The sequence below is a fragment of the Chryseobacterium lactis genome, assembly GCF_003815875.1.
Taxonomy (GTDB): Bacteria; Bacteroidota; Bacteroidia; order Flavobacteriales; family Weeksellaceae; genus Chryseobacterium; species Chryseobacterium lactis.
Genome location: NZ_CP033924.1, coordinates 472,079 through 488,559 on the forward strand (window position 1 = coordinate 472,079; position 16,481 = coordinate 488,559).

17 protein-coding genes are annotated in these 16,481 nt (G+C 36.8%); 12 read left to right on the top strand and 5 right to left on the bottom strand.

All coding sequences use genetic code 11. The annotated features are described in order from the left end of the window. The first annotated feature begins 105 nt into the window (after positions 1-105). The 5 genes from EG342_RS02050 to EG342_RS02070 are packed head-to-tail and all read left to right on the top strand — an operon-like array spanning position 106 to position 4,463. Positions 106-957, top strand: a complete 852-nt coding sequence (locus EG342_RS02050) for an alpha/beta fold hydrolase (RefSeq protein WP_103292161.1) — start codon at positions 106-108, stop codon at positions 955-957. After that, complete coding sequence (locus EG342_RS02055; RefSeq protein ID WP_103291935.1) at positions 957-1,427, top strand: RNA polymerase sigma factor; 471 nt, start codon at positions 957-959, stop codon at positions 1,425-1,427. Before EG342_RS02050 ends, EG342_RS02055 begins: the two co-directional genes overlap by 1 nt. Continuing rightward, positions 1,417-2,010 carry a hypothetical protein gene (locus EG342_RS02060; RefSeq protein WP_103291934.1) on the top strand — a complete coding sequence of 198 codons (594 nt, stop codon included), beginning with the start codon at positions 1,417-1,419 and terminating at the stop codon, positions 2,008-2,010. Before EG342_RS02055 ends, EG342_RS02060 begins: the two co-directional genes overlap by 11 nt. After that, positions 2,007-2,621 (top strand): class I SAM-dependent methyltransferase, encoded by a 615-nt coding sequence (locus tag EG342_RS02065; protein WP_103291933.1) that lies wholly within the window; start codon positions 2,007-2,009, stop codon positions 2,619-2,621. Before EG342_RS02060 ends, EG342_RS02065 begins: the two co-directional genes overlap by 4 nt. Before the next feature lie 57 nt (positions 2,622-2,678). Beyond that, on the top strand, positions 2,679-4,463 hold the full coding sequence (locus tag EG342_RS02070; protein WP_103291932.1) for a M43 family zinc metalloprotease: 1,785 nt from the start codon (positions 2,679-2,681) through the stop codon (positions 4,461-4,463). An 87-nt stretch (positions 4,464-4,550) separates the two neighbouring features. Here EG342_RS02070 and EG342_RS02075 read toward each other — a convergent pair whose 3' ends face one another. Together EG342_RS02075 and truA are read right to left on the bottom strand one after the other, a co-directional pair. After that, positions 4,551-6,320: an ABC transporter ATP-binding protein gene (locus EG342_RS02075; protein WP_103291931.1), complete on the bottom strand. Its 1,770-nt coding sequence runs from the start codon at positions 6,318-6,320 to the stop codon at positions 4,551-4,553. A 265-nt stretch (positions 6,321-6,585) separates the two neighbouring features. Next, positions 6,586-7,317, bottom strand: a complete 732-nt coding sequence (truA, locus tag EG342_RS02080) for a tRNA pseudouridine(38-40) synthase TruA (RefSeq protein ID WP_103291930.1) — start codon at positions 7,315-7,317, stop codon at positions 6,586-6,588. Between the two features lie 109 nt (positions 7,318-7,426). On the opposite strand from truA, the gene lpxK reads away from it, so the two are divergent. From lpxK to EG342_RS02110, 6 genes are all read left to right on the top strand, one after another. Then, the gene (gene lpxK, locus EG342_RS02085; protein WP_103291929.1) at positions 7,427-8,452 is read left to right on the top strand and encodes a tetraacyldisaccharide 4'-kinase; all 1,026 of its coding nucleotides are present in this window, start codon (positions 7,427-7,429) and stop codon (positions 8,450-8,452) included. Then, complete coding sequence (locus EG342_RS02090) at positions 8,436-9,251, top strand: purine-nucleoside phosphorylase (protein WP_103291928.1); 816 nt, start codon at positions 8,436-8,438, stop codon at positions 9,249-9,251. The genes lpxK and EG342_RS02090 overlap by 17 nt, the downstream gene beginning before the upstream one ends. 204 nt (positions 9,252-9,455) lie before the next feature. Next, the gene (locus EG342_RS02095; RefSeq protein WP_103291927.1) at positions 9,456-9,971 is read left to right on the top strand and encodes a TlpA family protein disulfide reductase; all 516 of its coding nucleotides are present in this window, start codon (positions 9,456-9,458) and stop codon (positions 9,969-9,971) included. Positions 9,972-9,996: 25 nt separating this feature from the next. Beyond that, a complete protein-coding gene (locus EG342_RS02100) occupies positions 9,997-10,452 on the top strand; it encodes a GNAT family N-acetyltransferase (RefSeq protein ID WP_103291926.1) in 456 nt (151 codons plus the stop codon). 148 nt (positions 10,453-10,600) lie between these two features. Next, positions 10,601-11,698 (top strand): DNA polymerase IV, encoded by a 1,098-nt coding sequence (gene dinB / locus EG342_RS02105; protein WP_103291925.1) that lies wholly within the window; start codon positions 10,601-10,603, stop codon positions 11,696-11,698. A gap of 44 nt (positions 11,699-11,742) precedes the next feature. Next, positions 11,743-13,215 (top strand): alpha-amylase, encoded by a 1,473-nt coding sequence (locus EG342_RS02110; protein ID WP_103291924.1) that lies wholly within the window; start codon positions 11,743-11,745, stop codon positions 13,213-13,215. A gap of 55 nt (positions 13,216-13,270) precedes the next feature. On the opposite strand, the gene EG342_RS25050 is transcribed toward EG342_RS02110, so the two are convergent. The 3 genes from EG342_RS25050 to EG342_RS02120 form a co-directional block, all read right to left on the bottom strand. Then, complete coding sequence (locus EG342_RS25050) at positions 13,271-13,438, bottom strand: hypothetical protein (protein ID WP_164465143.1); 168 nt, start codon at positions 13,436-13,438, stop codon at positions 13,271-13,273. Between the two features lie 144 nt (positions 13,439-13,582). Next, positions 13,583-14,920, bottom strand: a complete 1,338-nt coding sequence (locus EG342_RS02115) for a carboxylesterase family protein (RefSeq protein ID WP_103291923.1) — start codon at positions 14,918-14,920, stop codon at positions 13,583-13,585. A gap of 91 nt (positions 14,921-15,011) precedes the next feature. After that, positions 15,012-15,914: a helix-turn-helix domain-containing protein gene (locus tag EG342_RS02120; protein WP_103291922.1), complete on the bottom strand. Its 903-nt coding sequence runs from the start codon at positions 15,912-15,914 to the stop codon at positions 15,012-15,014. A gap of 124 nt (positions 15,915-16,038) precedes the next feature. Between EG342_RS02120 and EG342_RS02125 the strand changes: the two genes are divergently transcribed. Next, positions 16,039-16,449 carry a cupin domain-containing protein gene (locus EG342_RS02125; RefSeq protein ID WP_246008721.1) on the top strand — a complete coding sequence of 137 codons (411 nt, stop codon included), beginning with the start codon at positions 16,039-16,041 and terminating at the stop codon, positions 16,447-16,449. Positions 16,450-16,481: the final 32 nt, after the last annotated feature.

Here is a 16,481-nt window from a genome sequence, read left to right on the forward strand (position 1 = left end):
TTCAGAGAAGGAAAAATATTTTTTTCAAAAAAATACAAAATTGATTGTAACATTTTGAACAGGTTCGTCTCTAAAAGACAAATAAACCTTAAAACTTTAGAAATCATGAAAAAATTCACATTCCTTCTTATCATCATGTTATTTTTTTTAGCAGTATGTAATATTTTCGGTCAGGAAAAAACTTACCCTTTTGAAGTAAAGAAAACCGGAAAAGGGAAATCTTCTTTAATTCTGATTCCCGGCTTTGCTTCTTCAGGCGATGTATGGAACGAAACAACAGCTAAATTTGATAAAGATTTCACTTGTTATACTTTAACCATGGCAGGATTTGCAGGTACAAAACCCGAAGCAGATGCTAGTTTCAAAGAATGGGAAAAGGGAATTGCTGCATTTATAAAAGACAATAAGATCCAAAAACCGGTCATTATCGGACATAGCATGGGAGGCGGCCTTGCATTGGCTATTGCAGCAGACTATCCTGAACTGGTTGGTAAAATCGTTATTGTAGACACTCTGCCTTGCCTGGAAGCTTTTGGTAATCCCAATTTTACCTCTAAAGAAAATAATGACTGTTCGGCAACTATTAACAAAATGACAGCCATGACAGATGATCAGTTTCATCAAATGCAGACGCAGGCTATTCCTAGGCTTCTTGCTGAAATGTCAATGCAGGAAACAGTGATCAGCTGGAGTATGAAGTCTGATCGAAAAACATTTGGCAAAATGTACTGTGATTTTTCCAATACAGATCTCAGAGATAAGATAAAAGCGATACAATGTCCTTCTCTGATCCTGCTGGAATCCTATTTTGTAAATTTCAAACCTATGATTGAAGGTCAGTATAAAAATCTGAAGAATGCTAATTTTCAATATGCTTCCAAAGGATTACACTTCATTATGTATGATGATAAAGAATGGTATCTGAGCCAGCTGAATAATTTCTTATCTGCGAAATAATGGTATTTGAGGATATATATGAACTCTACTGGCAGAAAATATTCCGTTTGTGCATGGGATATGTCAACGATACCGAACTCGCTCAGGACCTTGCTCAGGAAACATTTATCATCGTGTGGCAGCAGCTTCCCAAATTCAGAAATGAATCCAATATAGGAACCTGGATCTTCAGAATCGCTTCTAATAATTGCCTTCGGCAGATTGAAAAGGAAAAAAAGTTTGCAAAGACCGACCTGCCCATCAATCTGGAAGAAAAAAAACAGGAATCTATTGAACCTCAGATACAGCTTTTATATCAGTTTATTTCAGAGCTGCCGGAAACCGACAGGATTATTATTTCTCTGGAGCTGGAAGAGGTAAAACAGGCAGAAATTGCTCAGATTACAGGACTTTCAGAATCCAATATCAGAGTGAAAATCCACAGGATCAAAGAAAAATTAACCCAAAAGTTTAAAGAAAATGGATACTAATATCGACTTCAACAATATATGGAAACAGCAAACTTCCAATAAGCCCAATCTGCAAGAACTTCTTGGAAAACTGAAAAAGTTTAAAAACGAAAATCTGCGTAAATTAATCATCACCAACCTTTTGTTGATCGCCACTTGTGCAGGAATTGCTTTCATCTGGTATCATTATCAACCTCAGCTGCTAAGTACAAAGATCGGAATTGTACTGGTTATTCTTGCCATGGTTATTTTCTTATTGGCTTACAACAAGATGTTCATGGCATTTTATACCATCGACGACACGCAATCCAACAGTGAATATCTTCAAAATCTTTATACCGTAAAACAGAAGCAAAGATTTATGCAGACCACCATGCTGAACCTCTATTTTATGATGCTGTTCCTTGGAATCTGTCTGTATATGTATGAATACACTTCACAGATGACGATTGCTGGCGGTATGGCAGCTTATGGCATCACTCTGGCCTGGATTGCTCTCAACTGGTTTTACATCAGACCAAAGACGATAAAAAAGCAACAGGCAAAACTTGATGGATTAATTAATAAATTTGAAGAACTTAACGATCAATTAAAAAACTTATGATTTCTTCTGATAATAAAGACCATTGGGAAAATGTGTACGAAACCAAAAATCCAGATCAGGTAAGCTGGACTCAGGAAAAGCCACAGACATCACTTGACTTCATCAATTCTTCAGGCTTGGGTAAACAGGCCAGGATCATTGATATCGGCGGCGGAGACAGCAATCTTGTTGACTTTCTTCTCAAAGAAGGCTATGAAAATATCACTGTACTTGATATTTCTACCAAAGCTCTGGAAAAAGCACAACAAAGACTGGGGAAATTATCAGAAAAGGTACAATGGATCGCAACAGATATTACCGAATTCAAACCTACGAAAACATTTGATATCTGGCATGACAGAGCTGCTTTTCATTTTCTGACAACGCCCGAGCAGGTAACGAAATATATTGATATTACTAAAAACAGTGTAACCGGTTTTATGATTCTGGGAACTTTTTCTAAAAATGGTCCCACCAAATGTAGTGGACTGGAAATTCAGCAATACGATGAAGAATCATTATCTGAAAAATTTAAAACTTCTTTTGAGAAAATAAAATGTATCACAGAAGATCATAGAACGCCCTTTGATACCATCCAGAATTTTGTTTTCTGTAGTTTTAAAAAGCTTTAATCAAATACAGTATTTTTTATTTATTTTTATTTTTTAAAACCATTAAATAAAAAATACATGAAAAAATTATTACTTCTCCTCGTTTCAGGGGGCTTTTTTGCTAATGTCTATTCACAAAACCTCGGATTTCAGGAATGTGGAACTGATGAATTAATGAAAAAACATTATGAACGGTTCCCGGAACAGAAAGCACAGGACGATGCTTTCAACCTGGAATTATCCAAAATGATTAAAAGTGGCAAACTGGCTTCTAAACTGAACACCAATCAAGTCTACGAAATTCCTGTTGTTGTACACGTCGTAGGAGACGGAAGTGCCATCGGAACCACTAACAATAAATCTGATGCTGACATCATAGCCTGGGTTAATTATACCAACGGCGTTTTTTCCGGGAGTTCAACCAGCGGAATGTCGGGAACAAGTTCAGTACTGCCTGTTAAATTTGTTTTTGCCAAAGTAGATCCAAGTTGTAATTCAACCAATGGCATCAACAGAATTGATGCCTCTGCTCTTCCGAAATACGTCAGCGGAGGTGTCAACAATGACAATACCACCAATGCTGTAACGGCTTCAGAGATCACTGCGCTCGGACAATGGGATACCAGTAAGTATTATAATATTTATGTTGTTAAAAAACTGACTTCCAATTCAGGTGCTTTGAATGGCTTTGCGTACTACCCGGGAGGAAGCAATGACTATGCTTTTATGTCCACAAGTGCTTCTGCAGTTAATGCACAAACCTTAGCCCATGAGTTCGGACATGCTTTGGGATTAAGACATACTCATGAAGGCTATAATGAAACAAGCGGAGCATGCCCAGCAAACAACGACTGTACATTGGATGGAGACCTCGTTTGTGATACAGAACCTATGAAAAGCCTTTACCACTCAAGTGTTCCTCATACCTGTCAGACGGGACAGATCAACCCTTGCACCAATCAGTTATATGATGGTGGTGAGAGAAATGTGATGGCATATACGTACTGCTTCAGAAATTTATTTACCCAGGGACAAGCGGACAGGGCAACAGCTCAACTTTTACAATACAGACAATCTTTAATTAATTCTCCGGTTGCATCTTCAACAAATTTTAATAACAGTTCAAGCTTAACAAATGCCTGTACACCTGCACCACTTACAAATCCTGGAAATTTTAATATTGGGATTACCTCTGTAAAATTTGGAAGCATCAATAATTATTCAAGCAATTATAAGCAAGCTCTCAATAATTTTTATGAAAACTTTACCGGAAATTATTGTCTGGGAACTTCCAAAACAATGATCTCTCAGGGAGTTGCCACTACCATTACAGTAAGCCCCGGAACCAGTAACGCTCACATCATAAAAGCCTATATTGATTATAATAATGATGGACAGTTTGATGAATCAACAGAATTAATTCTAAACCAAAGCGGGATCAGTAATGGTTCAGTTGCCACGGCCTCTGTAACGCCACCAGCCAACGCAGTGATGAATACTCCTTTGAGAATGAGAGTTATCGGTGATTTCAACGGCACAGCTGTAACCGCTTGTTATACGCCTAGGTATGGGCAGGTAGAGGATTACTCTGTCATTATTGAACCTCAAAGTTCATTATCTCTGACAGATACCAGTCTGAAAAATGATCTTTATATTGTTAAAGATGATAATTCAGTGTACGTGAAAAGTAACAGGGCCATTTCTTCAGTTCAAATCTATGAGGCGTCAGGAAGATTGCTTACAAGGAAAACAAATATTAAATCTTCAGAATTCAGATTTCCGGTCGAGCAAAAGAATATGATCATCACGGTAAATGCTGTGCTGGAAGATGGAAAAATTCTTACCAAAAAATTAAAATTCTAAACTTCATTCATAAAAAAAGAGAGCACTTCAGCTCTCTTTTTTCTTATCTTAAATTTACCTCAGCAGTAATTTATTTCTGGTTAAGGATTATGATTTATTTTCATCCTGCATTTCTTCCTCCAACTCTACTTCATGACGCAACTGAGCTTTGTATAATGTAGCATAATATCCGTTTTTATCCAACAGCTCCAGGTGTTTGCCTTCCTCTACAATCTTTCCGTGTTCCATCACAATGATTTTATCTGCTTTTTCGATTGTTGAAAGCCTGTGGGCAATAATAATTGAAGTTCTGTTTTTTGTAATTTTTTCTGTTGCTCTCTGGATTAATTTTTCACTTTCATGATCAATAGAAGAAGTGGCTTCATCCAGGATTAAAATTTTCGGATCGGATAGATAAGCTCTTAAGAAAGACAACAATTGCCTCTGTCCTAAAGAGATTGATGAACCTCTCTCACTTACCACATAATCGTAACCGCCCGGAAGTTGTTCAATAAACTGGTCAACTTCAATTTCCTGAGCTCCTGCTTTTATTTTTTCCAGTGTAATACTGTCGTCTCCAAAGGCAAGATTTTCAAAAATACTTCCATGGAAAAGAAAAACATCCTGTAGTACCACTCCAATATGGCTTCTCAGGTTATATAATTCGTAATCTTTTAAGTTGATATCATCAATCAGAATATCTCCGGAATTAATATCATAAAGTCGTGTAATCAAACTGATAATTGTTGATTTACCAGCACCTGTTGCTCCTACAATCGCTACTGTTTCTCCCGGATTGACTTTGAAATCTATTCCTTTTAATACTTCCTGCTTTTCATCATAAGCAAAATGTACCTTTTTGAATTCTATTTTCCCATCAAAATGATCTTTTTTCACCGTTCCGATATTGGACATGGCATTTTCTTCATCCATCAATCCCAATACTCTTTCTGCTCCCACAATACCTCTCTGGATATTATTGAAACGATCGGCAATCTGTCTTAAAGGACGAATCAGCATTGAAATATATTGAATGAAAGCGATTACCACCCCGGCACTGATCGTGATATATCCTCCATAAAACAAGATAAATCCGATAAACAGCGAAGAAATAAGCTCAACAACCGGGAAAAATAATGAGAAGATGAAGACCGTTCTCAATAAAGCTCCTTTCAAGGTGATATTAATATCATCAAACTTTTTAAACTCCGCATCCTGTCTGTTGAATACCTGAATTATCGACATTCCAGCCAATCTTTCCTGCACAAAAGAGTTTTGGTTGGCCGTCCAGTTTCTCTCATCACCAAACGCTTTCTTCAACCTCTTCTGGAAAAACCGTGTGATAACAACCATTAAAGGAAGAATAGCCAGCGTAATATAACTCAGATGAACATTCGTACTGAACATCATGATCAGTACAAACAGGATTCTCAGAATATCGCCAAATACCATCAGGAAGCCATCCGTATACACCGTTGCAATGGTCTCCACATCACCTACTGCACGGGTCACCAATTGTCCGATCGGAGTTTTATCAAAAAATGAAGTCTTAAAATAGATCAGCTTCGCATATAATCTTTGTCTGATATCACGGATAACATTCTGCGATATAAAATTGGAGAAATAAACTAAAAAGAAGTTTAAAATAGTTTCCGCAAACACCAACCCCACCAAAATATAGATATGCTTCATCATTAAAGCTTTATCTTTCAATTTGGTGATATCAATATCCACCACCTGCATGGTAAGATAAGGTCTGTAGGTAGAAACTATTGAGAGTATAATGGAAATTATCAAAGTAAGGATGAACCAAGAACGAAATTTCATTCCAATAAAGAACAACCTTTTTATAATCTCCCAGGTATCTTGTTTTTTCATTGTTCGACTCGAAGAAAAGAATTAAAATTCTATGCAAAAATAAGACTTTATAACGGGACTGCCTGTACAACTTCTACAAATCGTCATAGAAAATTTCAGATACTTATTATTTACAATATGAATATATTAAGGTGAAATTTAACCGTGAACAGGCTTATTTAAACACAAAATCGGCAAAAGAATTTAATAGAATTTATCGGTAATAAAGAGAAACAGTAAAAGGTGAATTTTGTCCATGCCTTCCTTCCTGCACTCTTGTGCTTATTTAAAATTCATATCCTACATCCACCAGATACAATCCGTGAGCAGGAGCAGAAGTTCCTGCGGCATTGCGGTTTTTATCTTCAATCACTTTACGCAAGTCTTCAGGTTTCAGTTTTCCTGTACCAATTTCAACCATCGTTCCTACGATAGCCCGAACCATATTTCTTAGAAAACGATTGGCGGAAACCGTGAATTTCAGTTCTGTTCCGTTTTGTTCCCATTCTGCCTTGTACATTTTGCAGATATTGGTTTTGTTATCGGTTTTCAACTTGGCAAAACTTGTAAAATCTTCATATTCAAATAAAATTTTACAGGCTTCATTCATCTTGTCGATATCCATGGATCTCTTCCAGTGTTGCCATGCTGATTCCTGAGTAAATGGATTTTTGGATAAAGAAATATAATACTCGTACATTCTGTAGGTAGCATCAAAACGGGCATGAAAATCATCTTTCACCTTGAAAATTCTATGAATCGAAATATCAGGTGGAAGAAAACTGTTTAATCTTCGCGGAAGTTCTTCACTCAACTCCTGTTCCGTGTCAAAATGAGCAAATATTTTTTTTGCATGAACTCCGGTGTCCGTTCTTCCGGCTCCGGTCGTTTTAATCTCTTCTCTTAAAATTGTGGAAAGCGCTTTTTCCAGTTCCTCCTGCACAGAAATGGCATCCGGCTGTATTTGATAGCCGAAATAATTCTTTCCGTTGTAAGAAAATTCAATAAAGTATCTCAATGTATTGTAATAACTCCACAAAAATACTTTAATTTGATGAAATATTTGTTGAAAAGTCTTTGAGAATATTACACCAAATGCTTACGAAAATTACTATTTTTGCAATCGTATGAAAAGATGGTACCTTTATCCTTTTTCCCTCGGCTATCATATGGTAACTGGTATCCGGAACACAATGTATGATCTGGGAATTTTTAAATCGACAAAATTTAAAACACCGATAATTAATGTCGGGAATCTGTCTGTGGGCGGAAGCGGAAAATCACCGATGGTGATGTACCTGGCCCAGTATTTATCCAAACATTACAGAACCGGAGTGCTTTCTCGTGGTTACGGACGACTTACCAAAGGGTATGAAGTCACGAATTATGAGAGCAATTATAAAATTGTAGGTGATGAAGCCATGCAATTGTTTGAGCGCTTCAAAAACCGCTTTGTCATCGCTGTTTCGGAAGAACGTGTTCCCGGAGCAAAAAAAGTGATCGATGATATGGATCTGGAGGTGTTGGTACTGGATGATGCGATGCAGCATAGATCCATTAAAGCAGGTTTCAATATTTTGATGACCGACTTTAATGATCCCTTCTTTAAAGATTATCTTCTTCCCGCCGGAGATCTAAGAGAATCACGAGCAGGTTCTAAAAGAGCAGATATTATCATGGTCAGCAAATGCCCTGATGAACTGACAGAGGAAACCAAAAGATATTATATCTCAAGAATACGGCCTTCTTATAACCAAAAAGTTTTCTTTTCATCCATTGGTTATGACGAAAATGTATACGGAAGAGATAAAATGCTTCCGGATAACAACCTGAACTACTATGATATCTTACTGATCACAGGAATTGCCAATCCTAAACCATTATTGGAACATCTGGCTAAATTCTCAAAAAGGGTTACCCATTTGAAATTCAGAGACCATCATAATTTTACCGATGATGATATTAAAAAAATCCTTGCCGAATACAAAAAATTAGGAGAATATAAACTGATATTAACCACAGAGAAAGATTATGTTCGTCTGAAAACTTTTGACTATCTTAGAGATATCGTTTACTACTGGCCTATCAATGTACTTATTGATAAGAAAGAGGACTTCGATAAAATCATCTTAGATTATGTTAGAAAAAATTAAAGAGACCGCAAATTTTATTAAAAACATTATCCAGGACATTCCTGATTTCGCTGTCGTTTTAGGATCCGGACTGGGAAAACTGCAGAATGAAGTTGAACCGATCCATGTTTTAGAGTACAAAGACATTCCCAATTTTCCGCAAACCACAGTAGCCGGACATAGCGGAAAATTAATCTACGGAAAACTGGAAGGTAAAAAAGTACTGATGATGAGCGGTCGCTTTCATTATTATGAAGGTCATTCTATGGAAACCGTTACTTTTCCTGTCAGAGTTTTTCACCTTTTGGGAATTCAGAATCTAATTCTTTCTAATGCATGTGGTGGAGTGAATCCTGCTTATAATGTGGCAGATATTGTGATTTTAAAAGATCATATCAACATGATGCCCGAGCATCCTCTTAGAGGAAAAAATATCGACGAACTTGGTCCCCGTTTTGTGGACATGAGTGAACCTTACAACAAAAAAATGATTGCCGTAGCTGAACAGGCTGCTGCAGAAAATAATATTAAAATTCATCAGGGTGTTTACGTGGCCTTGCAGGGACCTACTTTTGAGACCCCGGCCGAATACGGTATGATAAAAGCCATCGGTGGTGATATGGTAGGAATGAGTACCGTTCCCGAAGTAATTGTAGCCAGACATATGGAAATGGATGTTTTCTGTGTTTCTGTAATTACAGATTTGGGCGGACCCGATATTGCTTTCGCTGTTTCTCACGAAGAAGTTTTAAATGCTGCTAATAAAGCCATGCCTAACGTAATTGCTGTAGTAAAAGGACTGATTAAAAACTATCAGTAGAAAACCACAATTCACCGATATTTCAAATAGAAACGCATACATTACCCTCCTCTGGAGGGGTGGCGAAAATTCAAAGAATTTTTGACGGGGCGGTCTCTCAATCCCCATAGAATCTATCAATATTATAAATTTTTCCTAATTCCAAAGAAATCAATCTCAGATTGCAATTCATTGTTTAGATTTGTACAAATGAAATTGTAAGAAATGAGAAAGTTGTTATTAATTTTTGTGATAGGTATTTTTGGTTTAAGTTATTCACAAAAAGTACCTGCTGTTCTTAAAACAGGTTTTTCCAAGGAAGCATTACAGCAAAAGATGGAAGATGAAGATGGAAAAGCAATTACCATCCAACAGATTCTGGACCAGCATAAAGGAAAGGTTTTAGTGATTGATTTTTGGGCCGGATGGTGCAGAGATTGTTTACAGGCTCTTCCCAAAGCTGAAGAACTGGAAAAAAATAATCCGAACATAGACTTTGTATTTTTATCACTGGAAAGATCAAAAGAAGGTTTTGATAAAAGTCTTGTAAGATTCAATATGAAAGATAAAGACAACTATTGGTTTGCATCGGGATGGAAGAATGATTTCAACAATTATGTGGATCTTAACTGGATCCCGAGGTACATGATTATCAATCAGAAATCAGGCATTGCAAAATATTATGCTATTTCTCCGGAAGATCCTGAGATTCAACAAACCATCAATAGTCTTTTACAATAATTTTAAAATCAGTTACTTAAATACCATGACGATCAGAGAAGCAAAAGAAGAAGATTTAGAAATTCTTTTAGAATTTGAACAGGGAATTGTTTCGGCAGAAAGACCTTTTAACAGTACACTTTTTGATGGAGAAATCCATTACTATGATCTGAGTCATTTTATAAAATCTCCGGACGCAGCTTTAATTATTGCGGAAGAGAATAATGAAATCATAGCATCCGGTTATGTCCTGATCAAAAAAGCAGAACAATATTACTATACATTTGAGAAGTACGCCTATCTCGGTTTTATGTATGTAAAGCCTGAACACAGAGGTAAAGGAATCAACAAAGTGATTACTGATGAGTTGATTGGCTGGGCAAAATCCAGAGGCGTTTCAGAAGTAAGGCTTGATGTGTACGCTCAAAATGAATCGGCTATAAAAGCCTATGAAAAGGCAGGTTTTGAACCGCACCTTCTCAAGATGAGATTGAAACCTTAAAAAGGAGGAAGCTGAAAGTAATTGAGGGATTGTGAATAATTAGCTATCTTTTAAACTACTTTTCAACAAGTCAATTATAAATTTCCGTATTCATACTTCCTTTCTATAAAAAATTTACCGTAAATAAAGGAATCCATATCTTTGTGATATGGATTTTTCGTTGCCACTCCGTAAAATTATTCATGTAGATATGGATGCATTCTATGCTTCCGTAGAGCAGCATGATAATCCTACCCTTAAAGGCAAAGCTATTGCAGTGGGTGGTGAACATCGTGGTGTAGTTGCAGCGGCTAGCTATGAAGCCCGAAAATATGGCGTACGGTCTGCAATGCCAAGTAAAACGGCAAAAGAGAAATGTCCTCATCTTATATTTGTTCCGCCCCGATTTTCCAGATATAAAGAGATTTCAAAAAAAATCCGGGAAATCTTCCATGAATATACAGATCTGGTAGAACCCTTGTCTTTGGATGAAGCCTATCTGGATGTCACGGAAAACAAAAAAGGCATGGAATCCGCCAACCTGATCGCCAGGGAAATCCGTCAGAAAATTTTTGAACAAACCGGTTTAACGGCTTCTGCAGGGATTTCTGTAAATAAATTTTTGGCTAAAGTAGCTTCAGATATTAATAAGCCTAATGGACAAAAAACCATTCATCCTGATAAAGTAGAAAGTTTTCTGGAAGAATTGCCTGTTGAAAAATTTTATGGCGTTGGAAAGGTTACAGCTAACAAAATGTTTAGTTTAGGGATTTACAAAGGAAAAGATTTAAAGAAGAGATCACTGGAAGACCTGATCAAACTTTTTGGAAAGTCTGGGAACCATTACTACAATGTGGTAAGGGGCATTCATACTTCGGAGGTAAAACCTCATCGGATTCAGAAAAGTGTTGCAGTAGAAAGAACCTTTTTTGAAGACCTTTTCGATGAACAACAGATTAATGAAAAGCTTGAAAGTTTAGGAGAGGAACTTCATCAGCGTTTACAAAAAAATAATATTCTCGGAAGAACTTTAACTTTAAAAATTAAATATAAAGATTTCTCACTTTTTACCAGAAGCATCACAAGAGAAGATTATTTTACTTCTCCTGAGCAATATTTTAATACCGGAAAAAAACTCTGGGAATTACGTCCCTTCGATAAAGCGGTACGTTTACTCGGATTATCGCTCTCTCACCTCAATACGGAAGAAAAAAAGCAGGTATCCGTTCAACTAAAAATCCCGTTTGAAGAATTTGAGAATTTATAGGTCATATTTTTTCGCTACCTTGTATTGATCAAATCAGCAAATTTATGAACCCAACAATGATTCAGTTTTTCCACTGGTATTCTGAAGGAGAAGGAAAATTGTGGAAAGAAGCCGAAAAACAGGCCGGATATTTAGCAAAATTAGGATTCACCTCCGTTTGGCTTCCTCCCGCTTATAAAGGCACTAGTGGTGGCTACTCTATCGGGTACGATTCTTATGACCTTTATGATCTCGGAGAGTTTGATCAAAAGGGAACAATTCCTACAAAATACGGTACTAAGGACGATTATCTTAAAGCCATCAAAGCTTTACAAAAACAAAATATAGAAATCATAGTTGATATCGTCCTTGGTCATAAAGCCGGCGGTGATGAACTTGAAAAATTCAACGTGGTAAAAGTTGATGAAGAAAACCGTGAAAAAGTCATTTCCGATGTTATTGAAATAGAATCTTATACTAAGTTTACCTTTCCGGGAAGAGGAAAAAAATATTCTGATTTTGAATGGAACTTCACCTGTTTCAGTGGCGTTGACTATGCCGAAGGTATGGATTCCCATATTTACAAAATTCAGTCAGAATACGGAAATGACTGGGAAGAAATGATTCATGATGAGAAAGGAAATTATGATTATCTGATGTATAATGATATTGAACACCGGAACCCTTTTGTACGGGAAGAGCTCAATACCTGGGCAAAGTGGTATTTTGATCAGACCGATTTCGGAGGTGTAAGGCTTGATGCTTTAAAACATATTTCTTTCGACTTTTATAAGGAATGGCTTACTCTACTCCGTTCCAATACCGGAAAAAATATTTTTGCTGTAGGCGAATACTGGGCTCCGGGCTATCTTCATCTTCTCCAGAAATATATTGAGGTAACAGAAGGCTGCATGAGTCTATTCGACAGCTCATTACAAAACAATTTCCACAACGCTTCAAAAGAAGGTGGTTCTTATGATCTTCGGAGAATTTTTGATGAAACTCTTACCCAGGCTGATCCACTGCATTCTGTAAGTATTGTTGCCAATCATGATACACAGCCTCTTCAGGATCTTGAAGCACCAGTAGAACCGTGGTTTAAGCCCCTTGCTTATGCCTTGATTTTATTGAGAAAAGAAGGATATCCATGTGTATTTTATCCTGATTTATACGGTGCTCATTATGTTGATAAAGACTCGGGAGGTCAGGATCAGGAAATATTTATGCCAAAAGTAGATGGTATTGAAGAGCTTCTCAGAGCTAGAAAAGAACATGCTTATGGAGAACAAAAGGATTATTTTGAAGATGCCAATTGTCTTGGGTGGGTTCGTGAAGGTGATGAAGAACATACATGTTGTGCCGTGGTACTAAGCAATAAAGAAGCTTACAACAAACCAATGGAAGTTGGAAAGATGTATGTCGGGAAACAATTCAAAGATTTGTTGAAAAGGTTTAAGGAAAAAGTGACGATTGATGAAAATGGCTGGGGAAATTTCCCCGTACCAGCGGGAAATGTCAGCGTATGGATTCCTGAATAAAAAACAAAAAGCGTACATCACTGATTATGTACGCTTTTTTTAATCGTATGGTATGTTAGCATTTAATACCTCTGCAATTCCAGATATCAGCAGCCCATTCACAACAATAGTTGTCTTCGTTGTAGAAACAGCAGATTCTGTCTCTGATAATAATTCCTCCTGTTACGTGTTTAAGTTCCTGTCTGTCAATTTTCCTTGCGTTTTGAAGGTTTTTTGTTTTCATAGTTAAATATTTTAGAGTTTAGTTTTATAAATATAATCAATAATTAACTTATATCTAATGATTTACCTACAAATATTGAAATAAAATACACATTTTGCAATAAAAACAACAAATAATTATTAAAATCAGGAAAACACCCAACTATCATTCTATTTTACGAATGGTCAGGATCTCAGGTTTTTCTGAATGATCTGAAATTCTGCCGGTTCGTGCAAATTCTGCCCAAATGGCTCTTAGCTTTTGACCATTTTCATGAATACTTTCCCAGGGAATATTTCTTAACATTTCGGAGGATTGCCAGGCAGATTCATTTCCAAAAATCAGCGGCAGGTCAATACAGTGCGGAGCACCAATATGATTGTCTTTTAAGGTCGAATGAATTCGGAACAGGTAAACATTGCCTCCACCTTTGGCTAGATTTTCGGCAAATTGCCTGGCAGGAGTTCCATAAATCAGATCTGTAGTTTTTTCAACAGCTTTATCAAGGATTTTTAATCCAAAGCCTTTGCCGAAGTATTTATTCAATGCCTCTGAAGTTTTGAGATAAAAAGCTGTTTCATTATTGTTTAAGCCGATCAGCACATCATATTTTTTTGCATTTTCCTGCCATTTTCCTAATGATTCTTCTTCCGTACATAAAGGAGGAAAACCATATTGGGTTCCAAAGGGCATCGCTGCTTTTAAACCATACCGAATGACAGAGGGCACATATTCCCCGTATTCATCCATCATCTTATAGACATCTGTTTCATCTTTTAAAACCTCGGTCTTTTTCAGAAATTCAATTGACATTCTTTGTCTTTTATGGCGGAGGCCCAAAGGAGCACTTTGGATAATCACCCGTTGAAACAACCCTTCCACTCCTTCTGAAATCATTAAATGAGCAATGGCATCGCCTCCCGAAGATTGTCCAAAAAGTGTAATATTCTCTGCATCTCCACCAAAGTCGGCGATATTCCCTTTGATCCATTTTAAAGCTTCAATGATATCAAATAAACCCAGGTTAGCCGGTCTTTTTTCATTCCCTCCTAAAAATCCAAAAAGACCTAAACGATAAGAAACTGTGACTACGATAATCCTCTGTTCTTTCACCCATTCATTCGGATCCGCAGTAGGAAGATCACCACAACCGATCTCATGAGAGCCGCCATGGATCCAGACTACAACAGGAAGAGGCTTACTTTCGGATATAAGATCCGGTAAGGTCAGGGAAAGATACTGAGTGGATTCATCAGGCTCAAACTTTTCAACCGGAGTAGCTCCAATCATCTTTTCCACAAGCGGGCTTAATATCTGGGGGCAAACCGGAGTTTTATCCGGAAAAAGAAGGTCAGATAAAGATTCAACCGGAACCGGCCTTTGAAATCTTTCGGATCGGGCATAGCGAATACTCCTGGCACGAATAACACCATTTTCTTTTAATGCCATAATTTTTCCCAACCGGGTTTCAAAAACATGAGTTCCTTTCTGATGTGACTTCATGGGTAAAAACTGAAAAACTTTCTACCTTAAATTTAATCTTGTTTTTTGATAATGGAAAATATTTTAGACACAAATATCGTATCACAAAAATTTAATTGAGGATTTTATATTCGCTGGGAGAAACGCCTACTTTTGTTTTGAATAGTCTGGTGAAATGCTGTGGATATTTGAAGCCTAAATCATAGGAAATTTCACTGATCGATTTTCCCTGCTCCAGAATTTGCTCTTTGGCGACATCAATTAATTTATTATGAATTAATTCCTGTGGAGAAATACCCAGTTCTTTTTTAATCAGATCTCCGAAATAATTGGCAGAAAGGTTCAATTTATCGGCAAAGTAATTCACCATTGGAAAGCCTATATTTTTAGGACTCTCAGATTTTAAATACTCATCTACAAGGTTTTCGAACTTCCCGATAACTCCCTGGTTGATGTGATCTCTTGTAATAAATTGGCGGTCATAAAAACGCATGCAGTAATTCAGGAATAATTCAATATTATTCACCACTAAAGATTTGCTGTGTTTATCAATAGGTTGTTCCAGCTCTAATCTGATATTTTTAAAACATTCGAGAATAATTTCTCTTTCTTTTTCAGAAAGGTGTAATGCTTCGTGGACGTCGTAAGAAAAGAAAGAATAGTCTTTCATATTTTTTCCCAAATTGGTTCCTTTAATCAAATCGGGATGAAAAAGCAGAGCATATCCTCCGGGTTGGATAGGAGCTCCATCATTTTTAACACCACTTACCTGTCCGGGAGCAATGAAAACCAAGGTTCCTTCCTGATAGTCGTAACTGTGCTTTCCATAGTACATATCCCCACAAACTACATCTTTTAAAAATACAGTGTAAAAACCGTATGTTCTTCTATAGCTGCAAATACGCGGAGATTTAGAAAAATCAACCACACTTACCAGCGGATGTAAGGTTTCGTGATTAGTCATCTTATTGTATTCTGTAATACTATTCACTCTTTCAACTTCCTGATTTTCCATTGGATAAATTTAAATCTTACTCAAAATTACCACTTTCCAGTGTAACAAATATAAGGTCTGTAAAATTGGTAGGTAATTCGGTAATCTGTATAAGCCGGGTTTATCTTAAAGTTTCGACTTTTGTATGATTATGGAAACTTTTAATACGAACATTTTTCCGAAAGGAGAAAAAGCTCCTTCTGATTATTTTTCAGGAGGAACAGCCAGGGTTCAAATTATTAAACCCAATGAAGACGAGCTGAACTGCCAGATCGGAAATGTCATCTTTGAGCCGGGATGCAGAAATAACTGGCATTCTCATGGCGGTGGACAGATTTTAATTGTAACTTCAGGAAAAGGATTTTATCAGGAAAAAGGTCAGCCAGCAAAGATATTACATCCGGGAGATGTGGTGAATATTCTTCCTAATGTCATCCATTGGCACGGTGCTAGTCCGGACAGTGAATTCACTCATATTGCAATCAATCCGAATACACAAAACGGAATTGTAGAATGGCTGGAGCCTGTAACAGACGAGGAATACAATGCATTATAATGTTAAACTTAATAATAACTTAAATTAAATAT

Coding starts and splice junctions, on each gene's coding strand:
- EG342_RS02050 (WP_103292161.1), top strand. CDS start 106: ATGAAAAAATTCACATTCCTTCTTATCATCATGTTATTTTTTTTAGCA.
- EG342_RS02055 (WP_103291935.1), top strand. CDS start 957: ATGGTATTTGAGGATATATATGAACTCTACTGGCAGAAAATATTCCGT.
- EG342_RS02060 (WP_103291934.1), top strand. CDS start 1,417: ATGGATACTAATATCGACTTCAACAATATATGGAAACAGCAAACTTCC.
- EG342_RS02065 (WP_103291933.1), top strand. CDS start 2,007: ATGATTTCTTCTGATAATAAAGACCATTGGGAAAATGTGTACGAAACC.
- EG342_RS02070 (WP_103291932.1), top strand. CDS start 2,679: ATGAAAAAATTATTACTTCTCCTCGTTTCAGGGGGCTTTTTTGCTAAT.
- EG342_RS02075 (WP_103291931.1), bottom strand. CDS start 6,320: ATGAAAAAACAAGATACCTGGGAGATTATAAAAAGGTTGTTCTTTATT.
- lpxK (WP_103291929.1), top strand. CDS start 7,427: ATGAAAAGATGGTACCTTTATCCTTTTTCCCTCGGCTATCATATGGTA.
- EG342_RS02090 (WP_103291928.1), top strand. CDS start 8,436: ATGTTAGAAAAAATTAAAGAGACCGCAAATTTTATTAAAAACATTATC.
- EG342_RS02095 (WP_103291927.1), top strand. CDS start 9,456: ATGAGAAAGTTGTTATTAATTTTTGTGATAGGTATTTTTGGTTTAAGT.
- EG342_RS02100 (WP_103291926.1), top strand. CDS start 9,997: ATGACGATCAGAGAAGCAAAAGAAGAAGATTTAGAAATTCTTTTAGAA.
- dinB (WP_103291925.1), top strand. CDS start 10,601: ATGGATTTTTCGTTGCCACTCCGTAAAATTATTCATGTAGATATGGAT.
- EG342_RS02110 (WP_103291924.1), top strand. CDS start 11,743: ATGAACCCAACAATGATTCAGTTTTTCCACTGGTATTCTGAAGGAGAA.
- EG342_RS25050 (WP_164465143.1), bottom strand. CDS start 13,438: ATGAAAACAAAAAACCTTCAAAACGCAAGGAAAATTGACAGACAGGAA.
- EG342_RS02115 (WP_103291923.1), bottom strand. CDS start 14,920: ATGAAGTCACATCAGAAAGGAACTCATGTTTTTGAAACCCGGTTGGGA.
- EG342_RS02120 (WP_103291922.1), bottom strand. CDS start 15,914: ATGGAAAATCAGGAAGTTGAAAGAGTGAATAGTATTACAGAATACAAT.
- EG342_RS02125 (WP_246008721.1), top strand. CDS start 16,039: ATGATTATGGAAACTTTTAATACGAACATTTTTCCGAAAGGAGAAAAA.